The sequence below is a fragment of the Paenibacillus sp. P5_B5 genome (assembly GCF_056400365.1).
The window spans coordinates 187,427-209,590 of sequence record NZ_JBFULK010000003.1; the positions used below are offsets into that span (position 1 = coordinate 187,427).

25 protein-coding genes are annotated in these 22,164 nt (G+C 39.0%); all 25 read left to right on the forward strand.

All coding sequences use genetic code 11. From position 1 onward, the window contains the following. Positions 1-7 precede the first annotated feature (7 nt). The 25 genes from AC1DOK_RS05865 to AC1DOK_RS05985 all read left to right on the forward strand — a co-directional run bounded on the left by AC1DOK_RS05865 (position 8) and on the right by AC1DOK_RS05985 (position 22,123). Entirely contained in the window at positions 8-1,498 is a 1,491-nt protein-coding gene (locus tag AC1DOK_RS05865; protein ID WP_477553310.1) for a flagellar hook-length control protein FliK, read from the forward strand. Positions 1,499-1,535: 37 nt separating this feature from the next. Next, the gene (locus AC1DOK_RS05870; protein WP_477553311.1) at positions 1,536-2,051 is read left to right on the forward strand and encodes a flagellar hook capping FlgD N-terminal domain-containing protein; all 516 of its coding nucleotides are present in this window, start codon (positions 1,536-1,538) and stop codon (positions 2,049-2,051) included. Then, positions 2,048-2,437 (forward strand): TIGR02530 family flagellar biosynthesis protein, encoded by a 390-nt coding sequence (locus AC1DOK_RS05875; protein WP_477553312.1) that lies wholly within the window; start codon positions 2,048-2,050, stop codon positions 2,435-2,437. The genes AC1DOK_RS05870 and AC1DOK_RS05875 overlap by 4 nt, the downstream gene beginning before the upstream one ends. Before the next feature lie 98 nt (positions 2,438-2,535). Beyond that, the gene (flgG, locus tag AC1DOK_RS05880) at positions 2,536-3,348 is read left to right on the forward strand and encodes a flagellar basal body rod protein FlgG (RefSeq protein WP_477553313.1); all 813 of its coding nucleotides are present in this window, start codon (positions 2,536-2,538) and stop codon (positions 3,346-3,348) included. A 66-nt stretch (positions 3,349-3,414) separates the two neighbouring features. After that, on the forward strand, positions 3,415-3,639 hold the full coding sequence (locus AC1DOK_RS05885; protein ID WP_477553314.1) for a flagellar FlbD family protein: 225 nt from the start codon (positions 3,415-3,417) through the stop codon (positions 3,637-3,639). After that, complete coding sequence (locus tag AC1DOK_RS05890; protein WP_477553315.1) at positions 3,640-4,107, forward strand: flagellar basal body-associated FliL family protein; 468 nt, start codon at positions 3,640-3,642, stop codon at positions 4,105-4,107. A 45-nt stretch (positions 4,108-4,152) separates the two neighbouring features. After that, the gene (gene fliM / locus AC1DOK_RS05895) at positions 4,153-5,151 is read left to right on the forward strand and encodes a flagellar motor switch protein FliM (RefSeq protein ID WP_477553316.1); all 999 of its coding nucleotides are present in this window, start codon (positions 4,153-4,155) and stop codon (positions 5,149-5,151) included. Next, positions 5,141-6,352: a flagellar motor switch phosphatase FliY gene (gene fliY, locus AC1DOK_RS05900; protein ID WP_477553317.1), complete on the forward strand. Its 1,212-nt coding sequence runs from the start codon at positions 5,141-5,143 to the stop codon at positions 6,350-6,352. The genes fliM and fliY overlap by 11 nt, the downstream gene beginning before the upstream one ends. A 28-nt stretch (positions 6,353-6,380) precedes the next feature. Then, on the forward strand, positions 6,381-6,743 hold the full coding sequence (locus AC1DOK_RS05905) for a response regulator (RefSeq protein WP_477553318.1): 363 nt from the start codon (positions 6,381-6,383) through the stop codon (positions 6,741-6,743). Positions 6,744-6,782: 39 nt separating this feature from the next. Next, complete coding sequence (locus AC1DOK_RS05910; RefSeq protein WP_477553319.1) at positions 6,783-7,283, forward strand: flagellar biosynthetic protein FliO; 501 nt, start codon at positions 6,783-6,785, stop codon at positions 7,281-7,283. Next, positions 7,280-8,041 (forward strand): flagellar type III secretion system pore protein FliP, encoded by a 762-nt coding sequence (gene fliP, locus AC1DOK_RS05915; protein WP_477553320.1) that lies wholly within the window; start codon positions 7,280-7,282, stop codon positions 8,039-8,041. Before AC1DOK_RS05910 ends, fliP begins: the two co-directional genes overlap by 4 nt. 35 nt (positions 8,042-8,076) lie before the next feature. Beyond that, entirely contained in the window at positions 8,077-8,346 is a 270-nt protein-coding gene (gene fliQ / locus AC1DOK_RS05920) for a flagellar biosynthesis protein FliQ (protein WP_477553321.1), read from the forward strand. 12 nt (positions 8,347-8,358) lie between these two features. Then, positions 8,359-9,138: a flagellar biosynthetic protein FliR gene (gene fliR / locus AC1DOK_RS05925; protein ID WP_477553322.1), complete on the forward strand. Its 780-nt coding sequence runs from the start codon at positions 8,359-8,361 to the stop codon at positions 9,136-9,138. 202 nt (positions 9,139-9,340) lie between these two features. Further along, a complete protein-coding gene (gene flhB / locus AC1DOK_RS05930; protein WP_477553430.1) occupies positions 9,341-10,399 on the forward strand; it encodes a flagellar biosynthesis protein FlhB in 1,059 nt (352 codons plus the stop codon). A 21-nt stretch (positions 10,400-10,420) separates the two neighbouring features. Further along, a complete protein-coding gene (gene flhA, locus AC1DOK_RS05935) occupies positions 10,421-12,454 on the forward strand; it encodes a flagellar biosynthesis protein FlhA (RefSeq protein WP_477553323.1) in 2,034 nt (677 codons plus the stop codon). Continuing rightward, the gene (flhF, locus tag AC1DOK_RS05940; protein ID WP_477553324.1) at positions 12,451-13,677 is read left to right on the forward strand and encodes a flagellar biosynthesis protein FlhF; all 1,227 of its coding nucleotides are present in this window, start codon (positions 12,451-12,453) and stop codon (positions 13,675-13,677) included. Before flhA ends, flhF begins: the two co-directional genes overlap by 4 nt. Then, entirely contained in the window at positions 13,670-14,548 is an 879-nt protein-coding gene (locus AC1DOK_RS05945; protein WP_477553325.1) for a MinD/ParA family protein, read from the forward strand. The genes flhF and AC1DOK_RS05945 overlap by 8 nt, the downstream gene beginning before the upstream one ends. Before the next feature lie 47 nt (positions 14,549-14,595). After that, on the forward strand, positions 14,596-15,765 hold the full coding sequence (locus AC1DOK_RS05950; RefSeq protein WP_477553326.1) for a protein-glutamate methylesterase/protein-glutamine glutaminase: 1,170 nt from the start codon (positions 14,596-14,598) through the stop codon (positions 15,763-15,765). Positions 15,766-15,812: 47 nt separating this feature from the next. Continuing rightward, entirely contained in the window at positions 15,813-17,897 is a 2,085-nt protein-coding gene (locus tag AC1DOK_RS05955) for a chemotaxis protein CheW (RefSeq protein ID WP_477553327.1), read from the forward strand. A gap of 20 nt (positions 17,898-17,917) precedes the next feature. Then, positions 17,918-18,376, forward strand: coding sequence for a chemotaxis protein CheW (locus AC1DOK_RS05960; RefSeq protein WP_477553328.1), 459 nt, complete (start codon positions 17,918-17,920; stop codon positions 18,374-18,376). 27 nt (positions 18,377-18,403) lie between these two features. Then, positions 18,404-18,991: a chemotaxis protein CheC gene (locus AC1DOK_RS05965; RefSeq protein WP_477553431.1), complete on the forward strand. Its 588-nt coding sequence runs from the start codon at positions 18,404-18,406 to the stop codon at positions 18,989-18,991. Beyond that, entirely contained in the window at positions 18,988-19,482 is a 495-nt protein-coding gene (locus AC1DOK_RS05970) for a chemotaxis protein CheD (RefSeq protein WP_477553329.1), read from the forward strand. The genes AC1DOK_RS05965 and AC1DOK_RS05970 overlap by 4 nt, the downstream gene beginning before the upstream one ends. Before the next feature lie 2 nt (positions 19,483-19,484). After that, positions 19,485-19,889 carry a hypothetical protein gene (locus tag AC1DOK_RS05975; RefSeq protein WP_477553330.1) on the forward strand — a complete coding sequence of 135 codons (405 nt, stop codon included), beginning with the start codon at positions 19,485-19,487 and terminating at the stop codon, positions 19,887-19,889. A gap of 15 nt (positions 19,890-19,904) precedes the next feature. Next, positions 19,905-20,696: a FliA/WhiG family RNA polymerase sigma factor gene (locus tag AC1DOK_RS05980; protein ID WP_477553331.1), complete on the forward strand. Its 792-nt coding sequence runs from the start codon at positions 19,905-19,907 to the stop codon at positions 20,694-20,696. Between the two features lie 17 nt (positions 20,697-20,713). Beyond that, entirely contained in the window at positions 20,714-22,123 is a 1,410-nt protein-coding gene (locus AC1DOK_RS05985; protein WP_477553332.1) for a DUF342 domain-containing protein, read from the forward strand. Positions 22,124-22,164 lie beyond the last annotated feature (41 nt).

The following is a 22,164-nucleotide window of genomic DNA, read 5'->3' on the forward strand; positions in this document are numbered from 1 at the left end:
AAAAGAAATGGATATACCAACAGTAACGAATTCTAGTACTAAAGCTTCTGTAAATGGTTCGACTTCATCTTCAGCAACTGCTATAGCTGGACAAGCTACTACGTCTACGAGTAAATCAGGCAATGGCACATTCGCTAATTTACTACAAACAGAGGCTAGTTCAGCAGATACACAGGAACAAGCAAGTTCAGTGAATAGTGAACTGCTTGTAGCGATGAGCTTGATGCCACAATCTATACAACAGCTTCTTGGAAACTTAGAGGCAGATGCTCCAAGTGATCAGTCATTAGTAGCAAGTATTCTTGAAGCGATGAATAATGATTCTGACCTTGCTAATATGCTGTTAAATGATTCAGACGTACAGAATTGGCTACAAGATGCGAATTCTTTATTAAATGCCTGGGCAGCACAAACAGCTGGTTTAGGTAATTCAATAATGAATTTACAAACCATAAGTAATCAAGGTGCGACTGAAATGAGTGGATCACAAGCAGATGTACTATCCATGCAACGCACGCTTATGACATTATCTACACTCAACCAACAGCAGCCTAATCATCCGATCTTGCAGCACTTACTAGCCCAGCTTCAGCAAGTAATGGAGCCCTACAATGCTTCTATCGCTAATCAAGCTAACAGTGCATTACAAGGGGCAGAACTTCTGGCTCAGAATCTAGCTGTAGCTACTGATAAAAATGCGATGCAAGAGAAACAATTGCCACGTATCAAAGGAGCGATTGTCAATGGACAAGCTTCAACAACAGGTAATGCTTTAAACGCAGATCAGCCTGTAGAGAAGATTGCCGTACAGTCATCGCTTTCGAAGTTGGAGATATTAGCAGCCAAAAGCATACATAGCTTTGCATCACTTACTAGTGATATTGAGAATACAGAAGTGCAGGCAGAAGTATCAACTGCATCAGACTTAAGCAGTAATCTGGAACTTGGTTCAGCTTTACAAACCGGACTCAAGAATCCACTCCAAATGGCGGACGCAACCAAAGCTATACAACCAACGGTGAATGCAGCGAATTTTGCTGAAGATATGAGTCAGTTTGTTGTAAAGACGATGAAGGTATCTTTATTGGGAGATGGACTTTCAGAAGCGAAACTGACATTACAACCACAAAACTTAGGTCATATTGATGTGAAGCTTACGATGCACAATGGTAATTTAATCGCACAGATTGCTACACACACATTGGGAGCCAAAGAAATGCTGGAAAGTCAGCTACCTCAATTAAGGATGATGCTTCAGAATCAAGGTTTCCAAGTGGAAAGATTAGAAGTAACTCAGAATAGTTCAGCTAGCTCCATGATGTTCCAGGATCAAGGACAACGACAACAGTCATTTAACCAAGATCAGTTTACAAGCTCGCAATCTAATTCTGACAGCTATGGAATAGAAGAAATGGAATTGATGCAAGAAATTGTAGACGCGAAGGAATCAATGCGTAATGCAGGGATTGAGAGTTCATCATTCCATGCATCAGCATAACGAATTTGTATAAAGGGTTATAACGAGGTGATAACAAATGGCAGACTCTATTTTTGTAAAAACATCTGATGTGATTGGGAGACCATCGACAGGTACTGAGAAGAAGGAAGCTAAATCTACACTAGGTAAAGATGACTTTCTCAAAATACTTATGACACAGATGCAGAATCAAGATCCAATGCAACCTATGCAAGATAAAGAGTTTATTGCTCAAATGGCTCAATTTACTTCTGTAGAGCAGTTAACGAATATGTCTGGAGAACTAAAGCTTCTTCGTCAGTCTTTAGGAATGGCATCCTCTCTAATTGGTAAAACCGTCAGCTGGATGGGTAAAAGTGAGACAGGTGAGCTTCATATGAAATCTGGCGTAGTAGATTCAATTATCGTTCGTGAGGGTACACAATTTGCAACAGTCAAAGGTGAAGAAATTCCACTAGAATCATTAACGAAGATTGAAAATAATCAAGAAGTAGTAGAACCTCAGCCCGATGAGAAACCGGAAGATCAACCAGAACAACAACCAGAGCCAAATCCTGAGGAACCTCCAAAATGAGTGACAAAATAACGATTGGACAATTGTATACGAATTCTGTTTCTCCAGCGCAGATCCGTAAACCAGCCATTAATGGAACAAAGCAACCGATTAATGGGAAGTCCGATTTTCAAACGATTTTGCAGCAACAATTTGTTAAATTTAGCCATCATGCAGAATTACGATTACAAGAGAGAGGCATACAGTTCAAACCGGAACAACTAGCTCAGCTTGAGAGTGCGATAGATCGTGCAGCTTCCAAAGGAGCTAAAGACACACTCATGATGCTTAATGGAACGGCATTGATCGTTAATGTGCCAAATCGAACAGTGATCACTGCAATGGACAGTATGTCAATGAGGGATAGTGTATTCACACAAATTGATAGCGCAGTAATCATATCGTAGTGGACTGGACCCTTTAGGGAAGTCAGAAGCCTGCTGACCGACTGATGCAGTGCTAAAAGAAATTGATTACTAGTTAAATTTGATATGGAGGTTTTACAATGTTGAGATCAATGTATTCCGGGGTATCCGGAATGAGAGGCTTTCAAGCGAAACTAGACGTAATTGGTAACAATATTGCGAACGTTAATACGTATGGCTTTAAAGGTAGCCGTATCGCGTTTAAAGATTTACTGAGTCAGACTACATCAGGTATTACTGCGGCTACTGACGAAAACGGTGGGGTTAATCCGAAACAAATAGGTTTAGGTGTTGCGATCGGTGGGATTGATGTCATCCATACTCCTGGTAGTGCAATGACTACAAACTATCCGTTAGATTTACGTATTGATGGAGACGGGTTTTTTGCAGTAAAAGGAACGGTTGATCAAGAAGTCCCTTACTTAACGCGCGCAGGTAATTTTTCTTTGGATGCGAAGGGACAATTGGTAAACGCTGATGGATTGTTTGTTTGCGATGATGGTGGCGGAATTATCAAGATTGAGAATGCTGAAGCCTTCACAATTGGTTCAAATGGACAGGTAATTGTGAAGACTAAGGATGGCGACACAACTGTTCCACATACAATCGCTGTGACGACTGTTGTCAATCCCGCAGGACTTGAAAAAATTGGTGGTAATTTATATCGTAATACCCTTAATGCGACTCCTGAAGGTGAAGAACTTGTGTTAGATACACCTCCAGGAACAGCGGGTGTCGGTTCCATTGTTTCAGGAGCACTTGAAATGTCCAACGTAGATCTAACTTCTGAATTTACCGAAATGATTGTTGCACAGCGTGGTTTCCAATCGAATGCCAGAATTATTACGACATCCGATGAAATTTTACAAGAAGTTGTAAACCTAAAACGTTAATTAAATGATCTAGTCAGTTAGAGGGGGAGAGAAACTCCCCCCTACTACCTACATATGGAGGAGAACATGATTTCTCTTACGCGCCTTAATGGCAAACCAATAATAGTGAATGCTCTATTAATCGAGATCGTAGAAGAGACTCCCGATACGATGATTACGCTGACAACTGGCAGGAAGATTACAGTGCTTGAGAAAGCGACTGTTGTTATCAGTCTGGTGCAGAAATATATGCAGGAAATAGGCTCTGTAAGAGCGGCGATTATGTCAAAGGATACGGAGGAGAGCTCTTAAATGAAAAATCGAATGCTTACTATGGTTATTATTGTACTTATTGCAATTACACTGATTTTAACTTCTGCTGTCGTGGTATGGTTCTCTCTGGACAAAAAAATTCAATCAGCAACAAATGGTGTCGAAAGTACAAGTACATCGAATCCAATTAGTTCTAAAGAAGTAAAAGAAAACACGGTTGTGGTCAAAGAAATTGTTACGAACCTAGATTCTACAAGTACGGTTGTTATTCGAACTTCTCTTGCTTTTCAACTAGAGAATGAGAAGACAAAGGTTGATTTTGAAAATTTACTTGATTCCTACATTAAGGGAACAATTATTAAAATTTTGAATGATACCAAGGTTGAACAAATCAAAGGTAAGCAAGGCTCCGATGATTTTACATCAGCTTTAATGGAACAATTAAACCCGCTTTTTCAAAATGGAAAAATCAAGCGTATTGATATCACTGATAAGGTGATAAATTAAACGCTTTTGATCACATATTAGTTTGGTTAAGAGGGGGTGACTTCCATGGTAGACGTGTTATCGCAAAATGAGATTGACGCCCTGCTGGCTGCTCTTTCATCCGGCGAAATGGACGCAGAAGAATTAAAGAAAGAAGAGTCTGAAAAACGGGTTAGAACCTATGATTTTAAAAGAGCAGTTCGCTTTTCAAAAGATCATATTCGGAGTTTAACTCGTATTCATGAGAACTTTGCACGGTATTTAACGACATTTTTTTCAGCTCAATTACGTACTTTTGTGCAAATAAACGTTGTGCAGGTCGAGCAACTGCCTTATGATGAGTTTATTCGTTCAATTCCCAAAATGACGATCCTAAACATATTTGAAGCGAGACCATTAGAAGGTAGAATGGTGATGGAGGTTCATCCGAACGTAGCATATGCTATGCTCGATCGAATGCTAGGAGGTCTTGGGACTTCTCCATCTAAAATAAACGCACTTACAGAGATCGAAACTCTTGTGATGGAGAAAGTCTTTGCTAAGGCATTCGATAGCTTACAAGAAGCTTGGAAGACGGTCGTAGATATTCAGCCGCGCCTTGAAGCGCTTGAAACAAACCCTCAATTTATGCAAATTGTATCGCCCAATGAAACGATTGCATTAATTTCTCTAAGTACCAAAATTGGAGATACAACGGGAATGATCAATTTATGTATTCCGCATGTTGTAATTGAGCCGATTATGCCAAGGTTATCCGTTCATCATTGGTTTGTTTCTCAGAAAAAGACTCGTGCACAAGAAGAAATTGATGCCTTGCAATCACGCCTTACGAAAGCTGAGCTACCAATAGTAGCAGAGTTAGGCAGTTCGCAAATTACGGTGCATGAGTTTTTAAATCTTGCAGCTGGTGATGTCATTAAACTTGACAGAGAGGCCGGACAATCGCTTCAATTGATGGTTGGAGATCGACTGAAATATTTGGGAAGTCCAGGTACTGTTAAAGGTAAAATTGCAGTACAAATTACGCAAATTGTAAATGAAGGAGCTGAGGACTATGACGAGTAAGGACTATCTTTCGCAGGAAGAAATCGATGCACTACTTAGACAAACGAACGATGATTCATCCGAACAATCCGCTATGGGTAAATCGGAAGTCGATGATTTCTTAACGCCTTTAGAGCAAGATGCACTTGGAGAAATTGGAAATATCACGTTCGGGTCTGCAGCAACTGCACTCTCGACACTCCTAGGCAAGAAGGTAGAGATCACGACTCCTCATGTTTCCATAGTTTTGAGGGAAGATCTGGTGAATGAATTTCCACAACCGCATGTAGCAGTGCATGTGAATTATGTGGAAGGCTTCAATGGAATGAATTTGCTTGTGATCAGAACTAAAGATGCTCAAGTGATTGCTGATCTAATGATGGGCGGGGATGGTCATCCGTCTGTGTCCGAGTTATCTGAGTTACATATTAGTGCTGTACAAGAAGCAATGAACCAAATGATGGGATCTTCGGCCACATCGATGTCGACGATCTTTAATCGATTCATTAATATATCGCCTCCTGGAATTGATATATTAGATTTATCAAATGGGGATACAAATCTACCTACAGATAATGTATTAATAAAAGTTTCTTTCCGCTTAATAATTGGCGATTTGATTGATTCTAATATTATGCAGTTATTGCCACTTGATTTTGCAAAAGAAATGATTTCTACCTTATTAGGTGATAGTATGAGCCAAACTGCAGCATCCGTAGATGCTCCAATAGCACAGATTACTGAAGAAGTGTCTGCGCCTTATGCACAAGAGCCGATTCCTCAAGTTCCTGATTATTCTCAAATGCGTCAGCAACCTGACTATAATCAGCCAGTATATCAGCAGCCAGTTCAAATTCCACCTCATATGCCAGCAGCTTACGGTGAGGGAACAAACCGGAATGTGAATGTACAACCTGTGCAATTCTCTGCATTACCACAAGGTGGTTATACAAACGTAGATGAAACAAATTTAAATCTATTGTTAGATATTCCGCTGAAGGTAACGGTTGAACTCGGAAGAACAAATAAAGAAATTAAAGAAATTTTGGAGCTATCCCAAGGATCGATTATCGAATTAGATAAATTAGCAGGTGAGCCCGTAGATATTTTGGTCAATAACAAGCTAATTGCCAAGGGTGAAGTTGTAGTAATTGATGAGAACTTTGGTGTACGTGTAACTGATATCGTAAGCCAATGGGATCGTATTCAAAAAATTAGATAATGCACTATTTTGAGGAGGACTTTACGTTATGGCTAATAGAATTTTGGTTGTAGATGATGCAGCGTTTATGAGAATGATGATCCGCGATATTTTAACGAAGAATGGATATGAAGTTTGCGGAGAAGCGAATGATGGAGCTCAAGCGATTGAAAAGTTTAAAGAATTACACCCAGATTTAGTTACAATGGATATTACAATGCCTGAAATGGATGGAATTGTTGCTTTGAAAGAAATTAAGAAAATTGATCCTAATTCCAAAGTGATTATGTGTTCTGCAATGGGTCAACAAGCAATGGTAATTGATGCGATTCAAGCCGGCGCTAAGGACTTCATCGTTAAACCATTCCAAGCAGATCGTGTAATCGAGGCAATTAAGAAAACTTTAGGGTAATCTGCATACATAAGTTAGTTGGAAGGATAGTGAATATAGATGAACGGACAAACGGGAAGCGTGTGGGAATCGTTTGTTATGATCGTTAAGGTTTGTTTGGTGCTTGCAGTCGTGATCGCCTTGTTCTATATGATCATGCGTGTACTTGCCAAAAAAAACCGGATGATCGGATCAGGCCAATCCATTCGTTCACTAGGCGGCGTTCCACTTGGACAAAACAAGTCGATCCAGATCGTTGAGATTGGTCATTGTCTATATTTAGTAGGTGTTGGAGAGAACATTCAGTTACTAGAAAAAATAGATGATCCTGATGAAGTTGCTTTTTTAACGGAGTTGCTAACAAATAAGACTTCTCCTGTGCAATTTCCATCAGTCAGTGATTGGGTCAAGAAATTCAGAAATAAACAAACGATAGAAGAGGAAGTAACACCTTCTTATCAGCAAGTGTTTTATGATAGAATGCAAAATTCGATGAATCGAAAAAAGAAGTTTGAAGAAATTTTGCAGGAAAAACAAACAGATCGGTTGAATGATGAATGAACCTAAAAAAGTTGATTTATATGCTAGCGTTTGTTTTCGTTCTGACTTTTGCTTTTCAAATGAATACAGCTGTTGCAAGTCCTATACCAGGCATAAATCTTAATATCGGATCATCGACAGGAACAGAAGGAGCTTCAACTACCATTACGCTCATTTTGATATTGACGATATTAAGTTTAGCACCAGCTATATTAATTATGATGACTAGTTTTACTCGAATCATTATCGTGCTTGGATTTGTTCGGAATTCATTAGGTACACAGTCAATGCCGCCTAACCAAGTGCTTGTGGGACTTGCCCTTTTTCTCACATTCTTCATTATGTCTCCGACACTTGGTGAGGTGAATCAAGTAGCTTTGCAACCCTATCTAAAAGGTGAAATTGCCCAAACAGAAGCGTTACAGAAAGCTGCTATTCCCATGAAGCAGTTCATGTGGAAACATACATATGAGAAAGATCTGAAATTGTTCCTGGATTACTCGAAAGCGGAATATCCAACGAAAGCGGAAGATGCTCCTTTAACGGCTCTTGTACCCGCATATGTGATCTCTGAACTTAAGAAAGCATTTATAATGGGCTTTATCATCTTTATTCCATTTCTAATCATTGACATGATTGTATCTTCTACACTGATGGCAATGGGTATGATGATGTTACCACCTGTTATGATTTCACTTCCTTTTAAAATCTTATTGTTTATATTAGTTGATGGATGGCATTTAGTCGTAAAGAATTTATTAATTGCTTTTAGTAAATAAGCAGTGATTTTACTTACTGGAGGGAGGACATCACCATGAGTCAGGAATTTGTTATCCGTCTAGCTGGCGAAGCGCTTTTTACCGTGCTTAAAGCCGCTGCTCCAATGCTCGTTGTTGCACTCGTTGTAGGACTTATTGTTAGTATTTTTCAAGCAACAACTCAAATTCAAGAACAGACGTTAGCATTCGTTCCTAAAATTGTTGCTGTACTTCTTTCGATACTTCTATTTGGACCTTGGATTATGACTACATTAGTCGATTTCACAACAAATTTATTTAATAACTTACCTAACTATATTGGCTAGGTTGTGAATGTCATGGAGCAATACTTACAGTTGTTGCCTAATTTTTTGTTAATTTTATGTCGAATAAGTGCTTTCTTTGTCGTAGTTCCTATCTTTTCTTCTCGAAATCTGCCGGCAATATTGAAAGTTGGTCTTGCAGCTCTCCTATCTTTTATTGCATTTGCTTCTGTAGGAATGCAAGTACAGGTTGAGTTAGATGGGATGTACATCATGTATGTCATCCGAGAGGTATTGGTTGGCATTACACTAGGATTTATAGCTTATATGTTTTTTACAACATTCCAAATTGCAGGTTCTTTGATTGATTTTCAAATTGGGTTTGGGATCGCGAATGTAATTGATCCAATGTCGGGAGCAGCAGCTCCGATTATTGGTAATTTTAAATTTATGATTGCTACCTTGTTATTTCTAGCTTTAGATGGTCATCACTTATTTATAAGAGGGATTTTAGAAAGCTATACCTGGATTCCATTAACGAATGAATTATTTGCTAAGATGTATGATGGACAAGTTTCAACGTTTATAACGCAATCCTTTGTAACTGTGTTTTCACTCGCTTTTCAGCTTGCAGCACCAGTCCTCGTTGCTTTGTTTTTAACAGATTTAGGACTTGGTCTACTAACACGTGTTGCTCCGCAGTTTAACGTGTTTGTTATTGGTATACCTTTAAAATTATTAGTAGGTTTAGTGATTCTAATTGTTATGATGTCCAGTATATCATCACTTTTCCAAAATTTATTCATCCAAATGCTTAGATCTATGGAGAAGTTCATGCAAATTATTGCAGGATAGCAAATTTTACTGAAGAAAGTTTTCTTCTAGAAAACTAAGCTAATGCTTACGAAGAGAGTTTTCTTCCAGAAAACTAAGTATATGCTTTCGAAGATAGTTTTCCTTAGGAAAACTAAGCTATTGCTTACGAAGTGAGTTTTCTTCCAGAAAACTTTGGGGTGGGGTGACCGTGTCTCGTTACATTGTGAAGCTTGATTTGCAGATGTTTTCTCAAGAGAAAACGGAAGAAGCCACGCCGAAGAAGAAAAGTGAATCGAGAGAAAAAGGCCAAGTAGCTAAGAGCATGGAGCTACCAGCTGCTTTCATATTGTTTTTTTCATTTTTATTATTTATTATGTTCGGCGGTTTCATGAAAGAGAGGTTTATGTCGTTAATTAATGACATATTCCAGAATCGTTTGCTAATGGATTTAACAGAAGGTAATGTTAGACCTTTTTTCACCTCTATATTTTTTCAAGCTATGATTGTCCTTGCTCCATTATTACTGACGGCAATGGTAATTGGTATTTTAGGTAATATTATGCAGTTCGGATTTTTGCTTACAGCTGAACCACTCAAAGTTAAATTTAGCAATATCAATCCTATTCAGGGATTTAAACGCATTTTCTCTATGCGATCGTTAGTGGAGTTTTTTAAATCGATCATTAAAATCATGATTATTGGCTTAGTCGTTTATTTTACCCTATGGGGTGAGAAGGATAGGATACTAGCACTTGGTAGAGTGCCTTTGGAACAAGTGTTATCTTATGTTGTATCCGTAACTTTATCGCTTGGTCTCAAGATAGGTGGACTTTTAGTTGTCATTGCTTTTCTCGATTACATGTACCAGCGATATGAATATAACAAGAATTTACGGATGTCTAAGCAAGATATCAAGGATGAGTATAAGAAGTCAGAAGGCGATCCGCTCATTAAGGGTAAAATTAAAGAAAAGCAACGCCGTATGGCAATGATGCGTATGATGCAGGACATTCCGAAGGCTGATGTTATTATTACAAATCCGACTCATTATGCGGTTGCACTAAAGTATGATGACAAGCAAATGGAGGCTCCAACAGTAATCGCTAAGGGCACCGACTATATAGCGCTTAAGATTAAGGAAAAGGGTAAGGAGCATGGGATCGCGGTAATGGAGAATAAACCTTTAGCACGTGCGCTCTATGCACAGGTTGATATAGGAAAATCAATTCCAGCTGATCTATTCCAAGCTGTCGCGGAAGTGTTAGCTTTTGTATACAAGACTAAAAGTAAAAAGAGATAAATGTGAAAGGAGGCAGGAATCATGAAATTAAAAGATGTAACTGTACTGTCTGGAATTATTGGCATCGTGCTCATGATGGTTATACCTGTCAATATTCACCTTCTCGATTTTTTATTAATTATCAATATTGCACTCGCACTTATGATTTTGTTAGTGGGAATGAATACGCGAGAAGCATTACAATTCTCCATTTTTCCTGCATTATTATTGATCACAACTTTATTTCGGCTAGCGCTTAACGTATCTACAACTAGAAATATTTTGGCCGAAGGTGAAGCAGGATCTGTTGTAAGTGCTTTCGGTAATTTCGTGGCTGGTGGTAATCTAGTTGTTGGATTCGTCATCTTTCTTATTCTTGTGCTTGTGAATTTTATTGTTATTACCAAAGGGTCAGAACGGGTAGCTGAAGTATCAGCGCGTTTTACACTCGACGCTATGCCCGGTAAACAAATGAGTATTGACGCTGATTTGAATGCGGGTCTCATCAATGAAGTTCAGGCAAGAGAACGCAGGCAGAAGATTGAGCGAGAAGCGGATTTTTACGGAGCAATGGATGGAGCATCCAAGTTTGTTAAAGGTGATGCGATTGCTGGGATCATCATGTTGCTAATTAACTTGATTGGTGGTTTAGCGATCGGAATGTGGATGGAAGGTCTTCCAATTATGGAGGCTCTACACAAATATTCACTCCTTACAATTGGTGATGGCTTAGTTTCACAAATTCCTGCTTTACTCATCTCTACATCTTCTGGTTTGATCGTAACTCGTGCGGCTTCCGAAGGGAATTTAAGCGAGGATATTATTAATCAACTTACTGCACAACCGAAAATGATGTATATCGTTGCAGCAACACTTGCATTTCTCGGGATATTTACGCCAATTACGTGGTACGTACCTATATCGCTTGCAGTGGTTCTTGTTATTGCTGGTTATCGCATGCAGAAAAATTTGGATCGAAAGCAGGTTCAGGACGAGCAGCTCGAAGAAGAACAGCAGATCGAAGAAGTACGGTCACCTGAAAGTGTTATTTCTCTATTACAAGTTGATCCTATTGAATTTGAGTTCGGATATGGCTTAATTCCACTTGCCGATACACAGCAGGGAGGCGATTTACTTGATCGGATTATCCTCATTAGACGACAATGTGCACTAGAATTAGGCATTGTTGTACCTGTAATCCGAATTCGCGACAATATTCAACTACGCCCGAATGAATATATTATCAAAATTAAAGGAAATATGGTGGCTCGTGGTGAATTATTACTAAATCACTATCTTGCTATGAGTCCAGGTATTGATGATGACTCAGTGGGTGGTATTGAGACTAAAGAACCTGCATTTGGTTTTCCTGCACTATGGATTGATGAAACGACTAAGGAACGTGCAGAATTGTCTGGTTATACAGTCGTAGATCCTCCATCCGTTGTAGCTACACACTTAACAGAAGTCATTAAGAAGCATGCGCATGAGTTGCTGGGTCGTCAAGAAACGAAGACGCTTATCGATAATACGAAGGAAGTCTATCCAGCACTTGTTGATGAATTAATTCCAAATGTGCTTACAATTGGTGAAGTTCAGAAAGTTCTAGCTAAGTTACTAAGAGAGAAAGTCTCTGTTCGTGATTTGGTTACGATACTCGAAACACTTGCTGACTATGGTACATACTCCAAAGATCCAGATATCTTAGCTGAATATGTTCGTCAATCCTTATCTAGACAAATTACGAATCAGTTTACATCTGGAAGTGAAGCGTTGAAAGTCATTACGGTTGGACCGTCACTTGAGAAGAAAATTGCTGAAAGTGTTCAACAATCGGATCAAGGTTCTTATTTGGCACTGGATCCATCTTCTTCGCAACTGATTTATCATAAATTAAGTGAACAAGTGGGCAAAATGGTTCAATCTGGTCAACAACCACTGATTCTGACTTCACCGACAATTCGGATGTATTTAAGACAGCTTCTAGAGCGTACCATGCAAGAAATTCCTGTCTTATCATACAGCGAGTTAGAGCCAAGCGTAGAAATTCAAAGCGTAGGGGTTGTTAACTTATGAGGGTTAAACGTTACTTAGTAGACTCCATGCCTGACGCTATTCAGAAGATCCGTAGTGACTTAGGTAATGACGCTGTCATTTTGAGCACAAAGGATGTCAAGCACGGAGGATTTCTTGGAATGTTTAGCAAGAAGAAAATTGAAGTAGTTGCTGCAATTGATACACTTACAGTTGCCAATAAACCGCCTGGACCAGTTACCCCGAGAACAGAGACTACTTTACCGTTAGATTTAATTAAACCGCTCATGAGTATGTCTGCTAAGCCTGATTTACAAGCTGAGATTCAGCCTAAACAGGTTAAAGCCGAAGTGTCAGAGTCATTAAGTAAATATAAAGAAGATGCAATAATAGCTGAAATGCGAAGCATGCGCGAGATGATGCAGAAAATGTCAGTTGCGCAGAGTATGCAACAAGCACAAGCTGTACTTCCGGAAGTGTTATCTGAATATGAGAGACGTTTAATTGAGCAAGAAGTTAGTCTTGAAATCACTCAGCAACTAATCGCTACTACTCTTGAGGAAATTGCTAGTGAAGGGGCAGAATACACTGAAGCTGCTGTGCGTGATTCATTACATAATCAGTTAGTGCAGTTTTTTGCTCCCGAACCGGATCGTACAATTAATAAGCAGACTCGTGTTGTTCACTTTGTTGGGCCGACCGGAGTTGGTAAGACAACGACTATTGCTAAGCTAGCTGCTGAACAGGTATTGAAGTATAGACGTAAGGTTGGCTTTATTACATCAGATACGTACCGAATTGCAGCAGTTGAACAGCTCAAAACGTATGCTAACATCTTAAATGTTCCTACTGAAGTTGTTTATTCACCCAAAGATTTGAACAAAGCATTTGAACAGCTGAGTGATGTCGACATTATATTTATGGACACCGCAGGACGGAATTACAGGAATGAGATGTACGTATCTGAATTACATACGCTTTTACAAGCACAAGGACAAAGCGAGACCTTCTTGGTTCTAAGTATGACAACGAAGTATCGCGATATGAAAGCTATTACGACTAATTTTCAAAAATTCAAGTTAGACAAGCTCATTTTAACAAAATGTGATGAAACAGATTCTTATGGCAGTATCATCAATTTATTACATGATTTTGGACTAACCGTTTCCTACATAACCAATGGTCAGAATGTACCAGACGATATTGTGTTATTCAAAGAAGATCGGATTATTGATCTCATCCTGGGGGATTACGTTGATGAATGACCAAGCTCAAGCATTACGTGATCTTGTACAAGGTGAGCACAATAAACACGACAGAACGACAAAAGTTATTACAGTATCAAGTGGTAAAGGCGGAGTAGGTAAATCCAATTTCACTCTTAATTTTGCACTGGCATTACAAGCTAAAGGATATAAGGTTTTAATATTTGATGCAGATATTGGAATGGCTAATATTGACGTTCTGATGGGAATCTCGCCTCAATTTAATTTATATCATTTGTTGAAGAAACAAAAAACGATCTGGGAAATTATGCAGCAAACGAAATATGGAATTAGTTTTATTGCAGGTGGATCGGGGTTTAATGATCTTATTTCCTTAACAAATGAAGATTTAAATTACTTCTATGAACAAGTGAATGAACTTTCCGGACATGTGGATTATATTATTTTTGATACCGGAGCAGGTTTATCGAAAGAAACGTTGAAGTTTATTTTAGCAGCAAATGAGACAATAGTCGTCACAACTCCCGAACCTACAGCAATAACCGACGCATATGCCTTGATTAAGATGATTCATTCTATGGGTCATGTCGTTTCTTTCCAGCTCGTGGTAAATCAAGTTACTGATGTGAAGGAAGGTAAACAAACTGCTAGTAAAATTCGTTTGGTTGCACAGCAGTTCTTAAATCTTGACATTTCGGTGTTAGGGTTCGTGGATTCTGACCTGAATGTGTCGAAAGCTGTCAAACGACAAGTTCCTTTCTATACGGCATTTCCCAATTCGATTGCTTCTAAAGGTATTCAAAAAATAGCTGATGATTATCTTTCGAATGAAGGGTCAGTGGATAAAGAAGTGACTTCGAATGGGGTTAAAGGCTTTTTGAGCAAGATGATTCGACTTATGCAAAAGTAAATTTAGCGTCAAGATCTACACAATCTAACTATATTAGGGTGAATAACATGGCATCATATCGGGTATTAGTTGTTGATGATTCCGTTTTTATGCGAAGGATTATTAGTGATCTTATTGCGGATAACTCACAATTTCAAGTCATTGATACTGCCAAAAATGGAAAAGAAGCAGTTGAGAAAGTAAAGCTTCTTAAACCTGATGTTGTGACGATGGATATTGAAATGCCGGAAATGAATGGCTTAGATGCATTGAAGCGGATCATGTCGGAAGAACCGACCCCTGTTGTAATGCTTAGTTCATTAACTCTCACAGGTACGAATGAAACGATTAAGGCGCTAGAGTATGGCGCGATTGATTTTATTCGAAAACCGTCTGGTTCTGTTTCTTTGGATTTATTTAAGGTTAAGAGACAGATTCATGAGAAATTGATGATTGCAATAAAATCTAGCATTAAACAGCCAAGTCCACCACCAGATATTACAGCAGCTGTGACAAGAGCGACTACAACACCTATAACAGCACCGAAACCACCTATAACAACAACTAGAGCTACACCAACAACACTTAAACCATTTACAAGAACAGGTAATAGCCAAGAAGTGGTTACAGCGGTTCATGGAAATCTGGATTCATTTAAGCACATTGTGTCTATTGGAACATCGACTGGTGGACCTAGAGCATTAAATGCAGTGTTAACTCAAATTCCAGCGTCATTCAGAGCACCAATACTTATTGTTCAGCATATGCCACCAAATTTCACGAAGTCGCTCGCAAATCGATTGAATGATGTTTGCCAGATTAAAGTGGTTGAAGCTGAACACAACATGAAGGTTCAAAGAGGAACTGCATATGTAGCGCCGGGAGGTTGGCATATGCAGATAGTTAAAGATGTGACGCAAGGATACCGTATTATATTATCTAAAGAAGATCCAGTATCTGGTCATCGACCATCAGTTGACGTTATGTTTAATTCGCTTATTCCATTAAAAGAATTAAAGCGGCATATCGTGCTTATGACTGGTATGGGCAGTGATGGTGCTAAAGGGATGCTCGCATTATTAGAAAGCGGTGCGGAGAATACGATCGCCGAAGCAGAAGAGACATGTGTTGTCTATGGGATGCCAAGATCGGCAGTATTACTGCAAGCAGCTACTCATGTATTACCGCAACATAAAATTTCAGAGCAACTTGTACAAGCGGTGCAGAGTGAATTATGACATCCTAGGGCGAAGAGCAAATAGTTATTATCGGAGGTGTACGTATTTTGGAATTAAACCAGTACTTATCCATTTTTATTGATGAATCGAGAGAGCATTTGCAGGCATTGAATGATAATTTGCTGAATCTCGAAAACAATCCAGAAGATATCTCGATTGTGCATCATATCTTCCGTTCTGCTCACACCTTAAAAGGGATGTCAGCTACTATGGGATTTGAAGATTTAGCTTCACTTACTCACGAAATGGAGAACGTTCTTGACTTAGTTCGAAACCTTAAGCTTAAAATGAATCCTTTTATTTTTGATTGTATTTTTAAGAGCCTAGATGCTCTAGAAACAATGGTAGAGGATATCATTCAAGGTGGAACTGGTAAGGCCGACGTTACCCAAATTGTTGCGGAATTGAAGTCTGTTGTTTCTGGTGATTATGAGACCAAACAACAGACAACAGCAGTACAAGCAAGCAGTACAAGCTCTATTCTGGATGAGGTCAATGTAGATCAAATTCTGGATGAATTCCAGTATTCTGTTCTTCTTCAGTCCATCGAATCGAAGTATCATGTATTTTTTGTTGAAGTGAAGTTGTCAAGCCAGTGCGTTCTGAAAGCTGCTAGAGCTTATATGGTATTTAACGTATTGGAAAATAGGGGCGAGGTTGTTAAATCAAATCCTTCTGTTCAAGATTTAGAACAGGAGAAATTTGAGTTTTCATTTTCTCTTTTCTATATTTCGCAAATTGACAATGAATCACTAACGAATGAACTCATGAATATTTCAGAGGTTGAATCCGTCAGAATTCTTCCTTTGGACCGTGAAACTTTAGATGAGATGTTATATCAAGAAGCTCTTGAACTTTCAACTTCCAATCTCGCAGTTCTAGAAACTGCAGCAGCTGAAGTCCCGATACTTACGAAACTACAAGATGAAGCTAGTTCTAACACAGAGGCCAAGACGGTTGCTTCACCTAATATGGCTGTTGCTAGTCGTACAATTCGGGTTGATATAGACCGACTCGACAAGTTAATTAATTTGTTCTCTGAGCTGTTAATTGACCGTGTGCGATTAGAACAACTTGCTTCAGAAATTCGCAAGAATGAGTTAACTGAAACGGTTGAACATTTAGCCAGGGTTAGTAGTGATTTACAGAACATGGTCATGAAATTACGAATGGTTCCAATTGATTCTGTATTTAATCGGTTCCCAAGAATGGTTCGAGATTTAGCCAAAAACCTGAACAAGAAAGTTGATTTTGTTATTACAGGTGCTGAAACTGAGCTAGATCGTACAGTTATTGAAGAGATAGGTGATCCACTGGTTCATTTATTGCGTAATTCTCTAGATCATGGTGTTGAAACAGTTGATGAACGGATTAAAGCTGGTAAAAGTGAGACGGGTACAGTTCATTTAAGTGCCTTCCATAGCGGTAATCATGTGTTCATTGAGATTGAGGATGACGGTAAGGGAATTAATCGTCAGAAAGTACTTCAATCCGCAATTAAGAAGGGTTCTATAACTGCTGACCAAGGCTCTAATATGAGTGATCAGGATGTTTACCAGCTATTATTTGAGTCTGGATTTTCAACAGCAGAGAAAATTTCTGATGTATCTGGACGTGGGGTTGGTCTTGATGTGGTTAAAACTAAAATCCAGTCACTTGGTGGTCTTGTACAGATCGAATCAACTCTTGGCAAAGGAACCAAGTTCTCGGTTCAATTGCCGTTAACCTTATCTATTATTTCAGCTATGCTCATTCGTCTGGGTGATGAGAAATATGCGTTGCCACTGTCTTCTATTGTGGAGACGGCTTCTATTGAAATTAGCAAGATTCGTCATGTGCATGGTAACGCGATGCTTGATTACCGAAATACCGTTATTCCTATTCTTACATTAGGTTCACTACTTCAAGTACCTAACTATAAGCTTAGTGACAAAACGGAAAGCGATCTTATCATTATTCGTAAAGGTGACAAATTAGCAGCTGTACTTGTAGATGAATTGATTGGACAGCAAGAGATCGTACTCAAGCCTCTAGGTAAATATTTGACTAACTTATTCGCTGTGTCAGGGGCTACGATACTTGGTGATGGAAATGTAGCTTTAATTATCGATACCAACGCTCTACTTAAATAATATCAAGGAGGTTTCCTCAAATGGCAGAAGAGAAAAAAATCATTGTTTTTTCGTTAGGTCATGAAGAATACGGTGTTGAAGTTGAGAAAGTGAAGACAATTGAAAGAATGCAGAAATTAACTCGCGTCCCTAAAACACCTGTTTTTATTAAAGGCGTAATTAATTTGCGTGGTGTCGTTATACCTGTAATCGATTTACGCTCTCGATTTGGGTTACCAGAGATGGAACTTACTGATAATTCCCGTATGATCATCGTATCAACAGGGGATATAGAGGTTGGTATGATTGTTGATTCAGCGAACGACGTAGCGGATCTTGATTCCGATTTAGTTGAGAATCCACCCGAAATTGTAGGCGGAATTCGTGCTAAATATTTAGACGGTATCGCGAAAATAGGAGATCGACTGCTTGTATTGTTGAATCTAGAACAAGTACTTAATAAGCAGGAACTTCTACAACTAGAAGAACTTGAGGTATAAATTGTGAAGCAACTAGCGGATATCCAGATGGACGTGCTTAAAGAAATCGGGAATATTGGTGCAGGTCACGCTGCGACTGCACTTTCCGTTCTTATTAATAAGCCCGTAGATATGCTTGTTCCGATTGTTAATATTCTTCCATTTGAAGAAATTGCTTCTGTAGTTGGCGGACCCGAAGAACTAGTCCTTGTTATCTATCTCCGTGTTGTAGGTGAAGCTCCAGGTAATCTATTTTTTATCATGAATCTGGAATCTGCTAAAAACATGCTTGAGGAAATGGTAGGAATTGAAATGGCAGATGAAGCTTGGTTCTCAGAAATGGAATTATCGGCTCTGAATGAAATCGGCAATATTCTTGCTGGTTCCTATCTTTCTTCGTTAGCTGATTTCACTAAACTGACTATGGTACCTTCTGTTCCAGCATTAGCCATTGATATGGCGGGTGCCATATTAAGTTTTGGTCTCATTCAATCCGGTCACATGGGAGATCAAGCATTGTTGATAGACACGAAATTTTTGGAAGGAACTCATGAGGTGAAAGGTCATTTTTTCTTTATTCCTGACCCGGATTCATTTTCAGAAATTTTTGCATCTCTGGGAGTAGAGCATGCATGAATCAAGATAATTTGATCAAGGTAGGCATGGCTGATCTAAATGTTGCGCACTCGACCGGAGTGCTTAAGACAACAGGACTCGGATCATGTGTTGGTTTAACTCTGTATGATTCATATGTAAAAGTTGCAGGAATGGCTCATGTTATGTTGCCATCTTCTGATATTGCTAGAGAAGATAATTTTAACATAGCTAAATATGCAGACACTGCTATACCTGAATTGATTAGACGTATGACGAACCTAGGTGCCTCTGTTCATCGGATGAGAGCTAAAATGGCTGGTGGGGCTCAAATGTTTGCCTTTGCATCTGGTCAAGACACGATGCGCATTGGTCCAAGAAACATAGAGTCATGCAAAATTATGCTTCATCAATATACGATTCCTATCATTGGTGAGGACACAGGTGCGAATTATGGTCGAACAATCGAATTCAATGCTGAAACTGGGATATTGCAAATTCGAAGTATTCAACATGGTGTAAAGGAAATGTGATTATGATTGGAACTATACTTTGGAATGTTATTGGGGGCTTAGTAGCATTTGTAGGAACTTTTTTGCTTTCTATTCAAACAAACTTATTCATTACTTCCTTTTTAAGAGGACTTTATAGTTTTGTAATTATGTTTGTTCTCCTTTTTGTAGCTCGTTGGGTCATTGGACTATTACTACATACTAAAAATCCTGTAACAGATGTTCAGGCATCTAAAGAAATACATAAAGAGACAGAGCAATCTCATGTAGGAAAGCATTTTGATTTGGTTACACCTGATGAGGATACCAATGCATCAAGTGTGATTGAATCCGATTTCTCTCCACTTAACCCACCAAAGTTAGAAACGAAAACTGAGTCGGATCCCGAGCGTCTAGCGCAAGCGGTTCGTCACCTGTCAGCAAATTAAGGGCGGTGAAATGGAATGATCGATAAAAAGCAGTCACATCTTGCAAATATCGAGCTTTGGAAACAATGGAAAATACACCAATCGTTGCAGGCTAAACAGCAGATTATCGAATCTCATCTGCCTTTAGTTGACTATGTTGCAAGTAGGCTTTCCATTGGACTACCTAGGACAGTGTCTCTAGAAGATTTACAAAGCTTTGGAGCTATGGGCTTAATTGACGCTGTCGATAAATTTGATTATGAGCGTGGACTACAGTTTGAAACTTATGCTACTTGGCGTATTCGTGGGGCAATTATTGATGGTTTACGACAAGGTGACTGGGTTCCACGATCCGTTCGTGAAAAGGCCAAAAAAATTGAGGACGCTTATCAGAAGTTGGAACAGCAGCATTTACGTTCAGTTACAGATGTAGAGATGTGCGCTTATTTAGAAGTAAGCGAACAAGAGTTTTCTCAGATGATCCAAGAATTAGCAGTAACAACCGTGTGTTCAATTGACGATCCCATACGTGAGGAAGAATCTGAGACTAGACTTTCATTGATTATTGATGAAAAAGCCAAGAATCCGGAATACAAGGTCAATGAATTTTTCCTAAAGGAAACGTTAGCTCGTGCAATTGATAAGCTTACTGAAAAAGAACGTACAGTTGTATCGTTGTTCTATTATGAAGAATTGTCACTTAGTGAAATAGCTGAAGTTATGAATTTATCACCGTCTCGCATATCACAATTGCATTCTAAAGCCATCTTACGAATGCGAGGCGCATTAGGTCGATATAAGGTTCAACTCTTTGAAGATAGCTATTAGCGGAGGTGGTGTAGGTTATGTGGAATCAGAATATACCATTTGATAAAATCATACAGATCACTTTATCAGATGATAAGTTAAATGCATATTTACAATTTATGATGGTACCAGATTCTTTCATAATTACAGTCGAACAGCTTCATGAAGTGATTCGTAAGCAGAATGTAGTGTTCGGAATTAACTTTGCGCATTTGATTGAAGTCGCGAAGGACCCCAAATCCTATATGTACACAAGGACGGTTATTGCTAGCGGAACTAAGCCTATAGACGGTCGAAATGGAAGCATAAAGTATGTATTTGATATGAATGCCGCTCCCCAAAAACCACTACAGCTTGAGGATGGTACGGTTAATTATAAAGAATTGGTAACTATAAGCAACGTCAAGAAAGATCAAATAATTGGTCAACGTTATTTAGCAACAGAGGGGACTCCAGGGAAATCGATCACTGGTGAAATTCTCATGCCAATCCAAGGTAAAGAAGCGCGGTTTAAACTCGGGAAGAATGTATATTTAGATCAAGATGGAATGGCAGTTTATGCTGCTATTGATGGTATGGTCACCAAAACAGATCGTGATAAAATTAACGTATTTCCGGTTTATGAAGTGAATGGTGATCTAGATTATTCCATTGGCAACATTGATTTTGTTGGAACTGTAGTCATTCGTGGGAATGTGCAACCAGGTTTCAAAATTAAAGCTGAAGGTGATATACGCATAACGGGTGGCGTTGAAGCCGCTGAACTTGAAGCAAGTGGCTCTATTGATATTGCTGCTGGTATACTAGGCCAGAATAAAGCCAAAATCAAAGCAGGAAGTGATATCAGAAGCTCGTTTATTCAGGATGCATTAGTAGAATCGGGTAATAACATCACCGTGTCACAGAGTATCATGCACTCAACAATACGCGCTCATAATACTGTAAATTGTTTGGGTGCTAGAGGTTTAATTGTTGGAGGTACGATACAGGCTGGTGAGCGTGTAATGTGCCGTACAATTGGTAATGCCATGTCAACTGCTACTGTTGTTGAGGTAGGTGTTCTACCTGAACTTCGTAATGAACTAATTCAATTGCGTAATCAGCTTAAAGTGCTAATGGAGAACTTAGATAAGTCGAACAAAGCACTCTCGATACTAGATCAACTTGCTAGTGCCGGGCAGCTTTCACCAGATAAAGTAGCAATGCGTGTTAAGCTAGGTCAATCCAAAAAACAAATTATTTCTGAACAGAACGATCTTAGAGAACACATATTGGAATTGGAAAAAAAGCTCGAAGACACAGAAAATGCGAAGGTTAATGTTTTCTCGACTGTGTATGGAGGCGTGAGAATCGTTATTGGTCGTTATACGAAATTTGTGAAGGATCCTTTATCGCACTGTACCTTTAGTCTATCAGATGGTGAAATTTCTATTATACCGTACGCATAATCAGTTTTCTTGTAACTGAATTTTGATTGTGTCACATGCAC

Excerpts from the sequence above, each read along its gene's own strand:
- AC1DOK_RS05870 (WP_477553311.1), top strand. The coding sequence starts at position 1,536 with ATGGCAGACTCTATTTTTGTAAAAACATCTGATGTGATTGGGAGACCA.
- AC1DOK_RS05885 (WP_477553314.1), top strand. The coding sequence starts at position 3,415 with ATGATTTCTCTTACGCGCCTTAATGGCAAACCAATAATAGTGAATGCT.
- AC1DOK_RS05890 (WP_477553315.1), top strand. The coding sequence starts at position 3,640 with ATGAAAAATCGAATGCTTACTATGGTTATTATTGTACTTATTGCAATT.
- AC1DOK_RS05975 (WP_477553330.1), top strand. The coding sequence starts at position 19,485 with ATGATTGGAACTATACTTTGGAATGTTATTGGGGGCTTAGTAGCATTT.
- AC1DOK_RS05980 (WP_477553331.1), top strand. The coding sequence starts at position 19,905 with ATGATCGATAAAAAGCAGTCACATCTTGCAAATATCGAGCTTTGGAAA.
- fliM (WP_477553316.1), top strand. The coding sequence starts at position 4,153 with ATGGTAGACGTGTTATCGCAAAATGAGATTGACGCCCTGCTGGCTGCT.
- AC1DOK_RS05950 (WP_477553326.1), top strand. The coding sequence starts at position 14,596 with ATGGCATCATATCGGGTATTAGTTGTTGATGATTCCGTTTTTATGCGA.
- AC1DOK_RS05960 (WP_477553328.1), top strand. The coding sequence starts at position 17,918 with ATGGCAGAAGAGAAAAAAATCATTGTTTTTTCGTTAGGTCATGAAGAA.
- AC1DOK_RS05965 (WP_477553431.1), top strand. The coding sequence starts at position 18,404 with ATGGACGTGCTTAAAGAAATCGGGAATATTGGTGCAGGTCACGCTGCG.
- AC1DOK_RS05970 (WP_477553329.1), top strand. The coding sequence starts at position 18,988 with ATGAATCAAGATAATTTGATCAAGGTAGGCATGGCTGATCTAAATGTT.
- AC1DOK_RS05875 (WP_477553312.1), top strand. The coding sequence starts at position 2,048 with ATGAGTGACAAAATAACGATTGGACAATTGTATACGAATTCTGTTTCT.
- AC1DOK_RS05945 (WP_477553325.1), top strand. The coding sequence starts at position 13,670 with ATGAATGACCAAGCTCAAGCATTACGTGATCTTGTACAAGGTGAGCAC.
- fliY (WP_477553317.1), top strand. The coding sequence starts at position 5,141 with ATGACGAGTAAGGACTATCTTTCGCAGGAAGAAATCGATGCACTACTT.
- fliP (WP_477553320.1), top strand. The coding sequence starts at position 7,280 with ATGAACCTAAAAAAGTTGATTTATATGCTAGCGTTTGTTTTCGTTCTG.
- AC1DOK_RS05865 (WP_477553310.1), top strand. The coding sequence starts at position 8 with ATGGATATACCAACAGTAACGAATTCTAGTACTAAAGCTTCTGTAAAT.
- fliQ (WP_477553321.1), top strand. The coding sequence starts at position 8,077 with ATGAGTCAGGAATTTGTTATCCGTCTAGCTGGCGAAGCGCTTTTTACC.
- AC1DOK_RS05985 (WP_477553332.1), top strand. The coding sequence starts at position 20,714 with ATGTGGAATCAGAATATACCATTTGATAAAATCATACAGATCACTTTA.
- flgG (WP_477553313.1), top strand. The coding sequence starts at position 2,536 with ATGTTGAGATCAATGTATTCCGGGGTATCCGGAATGAGAGGCTTTCAA.
- flhF (WP_477553324.1), top strand. The coding sequence starts at position 12,451 with ATGAGGGTTAAACGTTACTTAGTAGACTCCATGCCTGACGCTATTCAG.
- fliR (WP_477553322.1), top strand. The coding sequence starts at position 8,359 with ATGGAGCAATACTTACAGTTGTTGCCTAATTTTTTGTTAATTTTATGT.
- AC1DOK_RS05905 (WP_477553318.1), top strand. The coding sequence starts at position 6,381 with ATGGCTAATAGAATTTTGGTTGTAGATGATGCAGCGTTTATGAGAATG.
- flhA (WP_477553323.1), top strand. The coding sequence starts at position 10,421 with ATGAAATTAAAAGATGTAACTGTACTGTCTGGAATTATTGGCATCGTG.
- AC1DOK_RS05910 (WP_477553319.1), top strand. The coding sequence starts at position 6,783 with ATGAACGGACAAACGGGAAGCGTGTGGGAATCGTTTGTTATGATCGTT.
- flhB (WP_477553430.1), top strand. The coding sequence starts at position 9,341 with ATGTTTTCTCAAGAGAAAACGGAAGAAGCCACGCCGAAGAAGAAAAGT.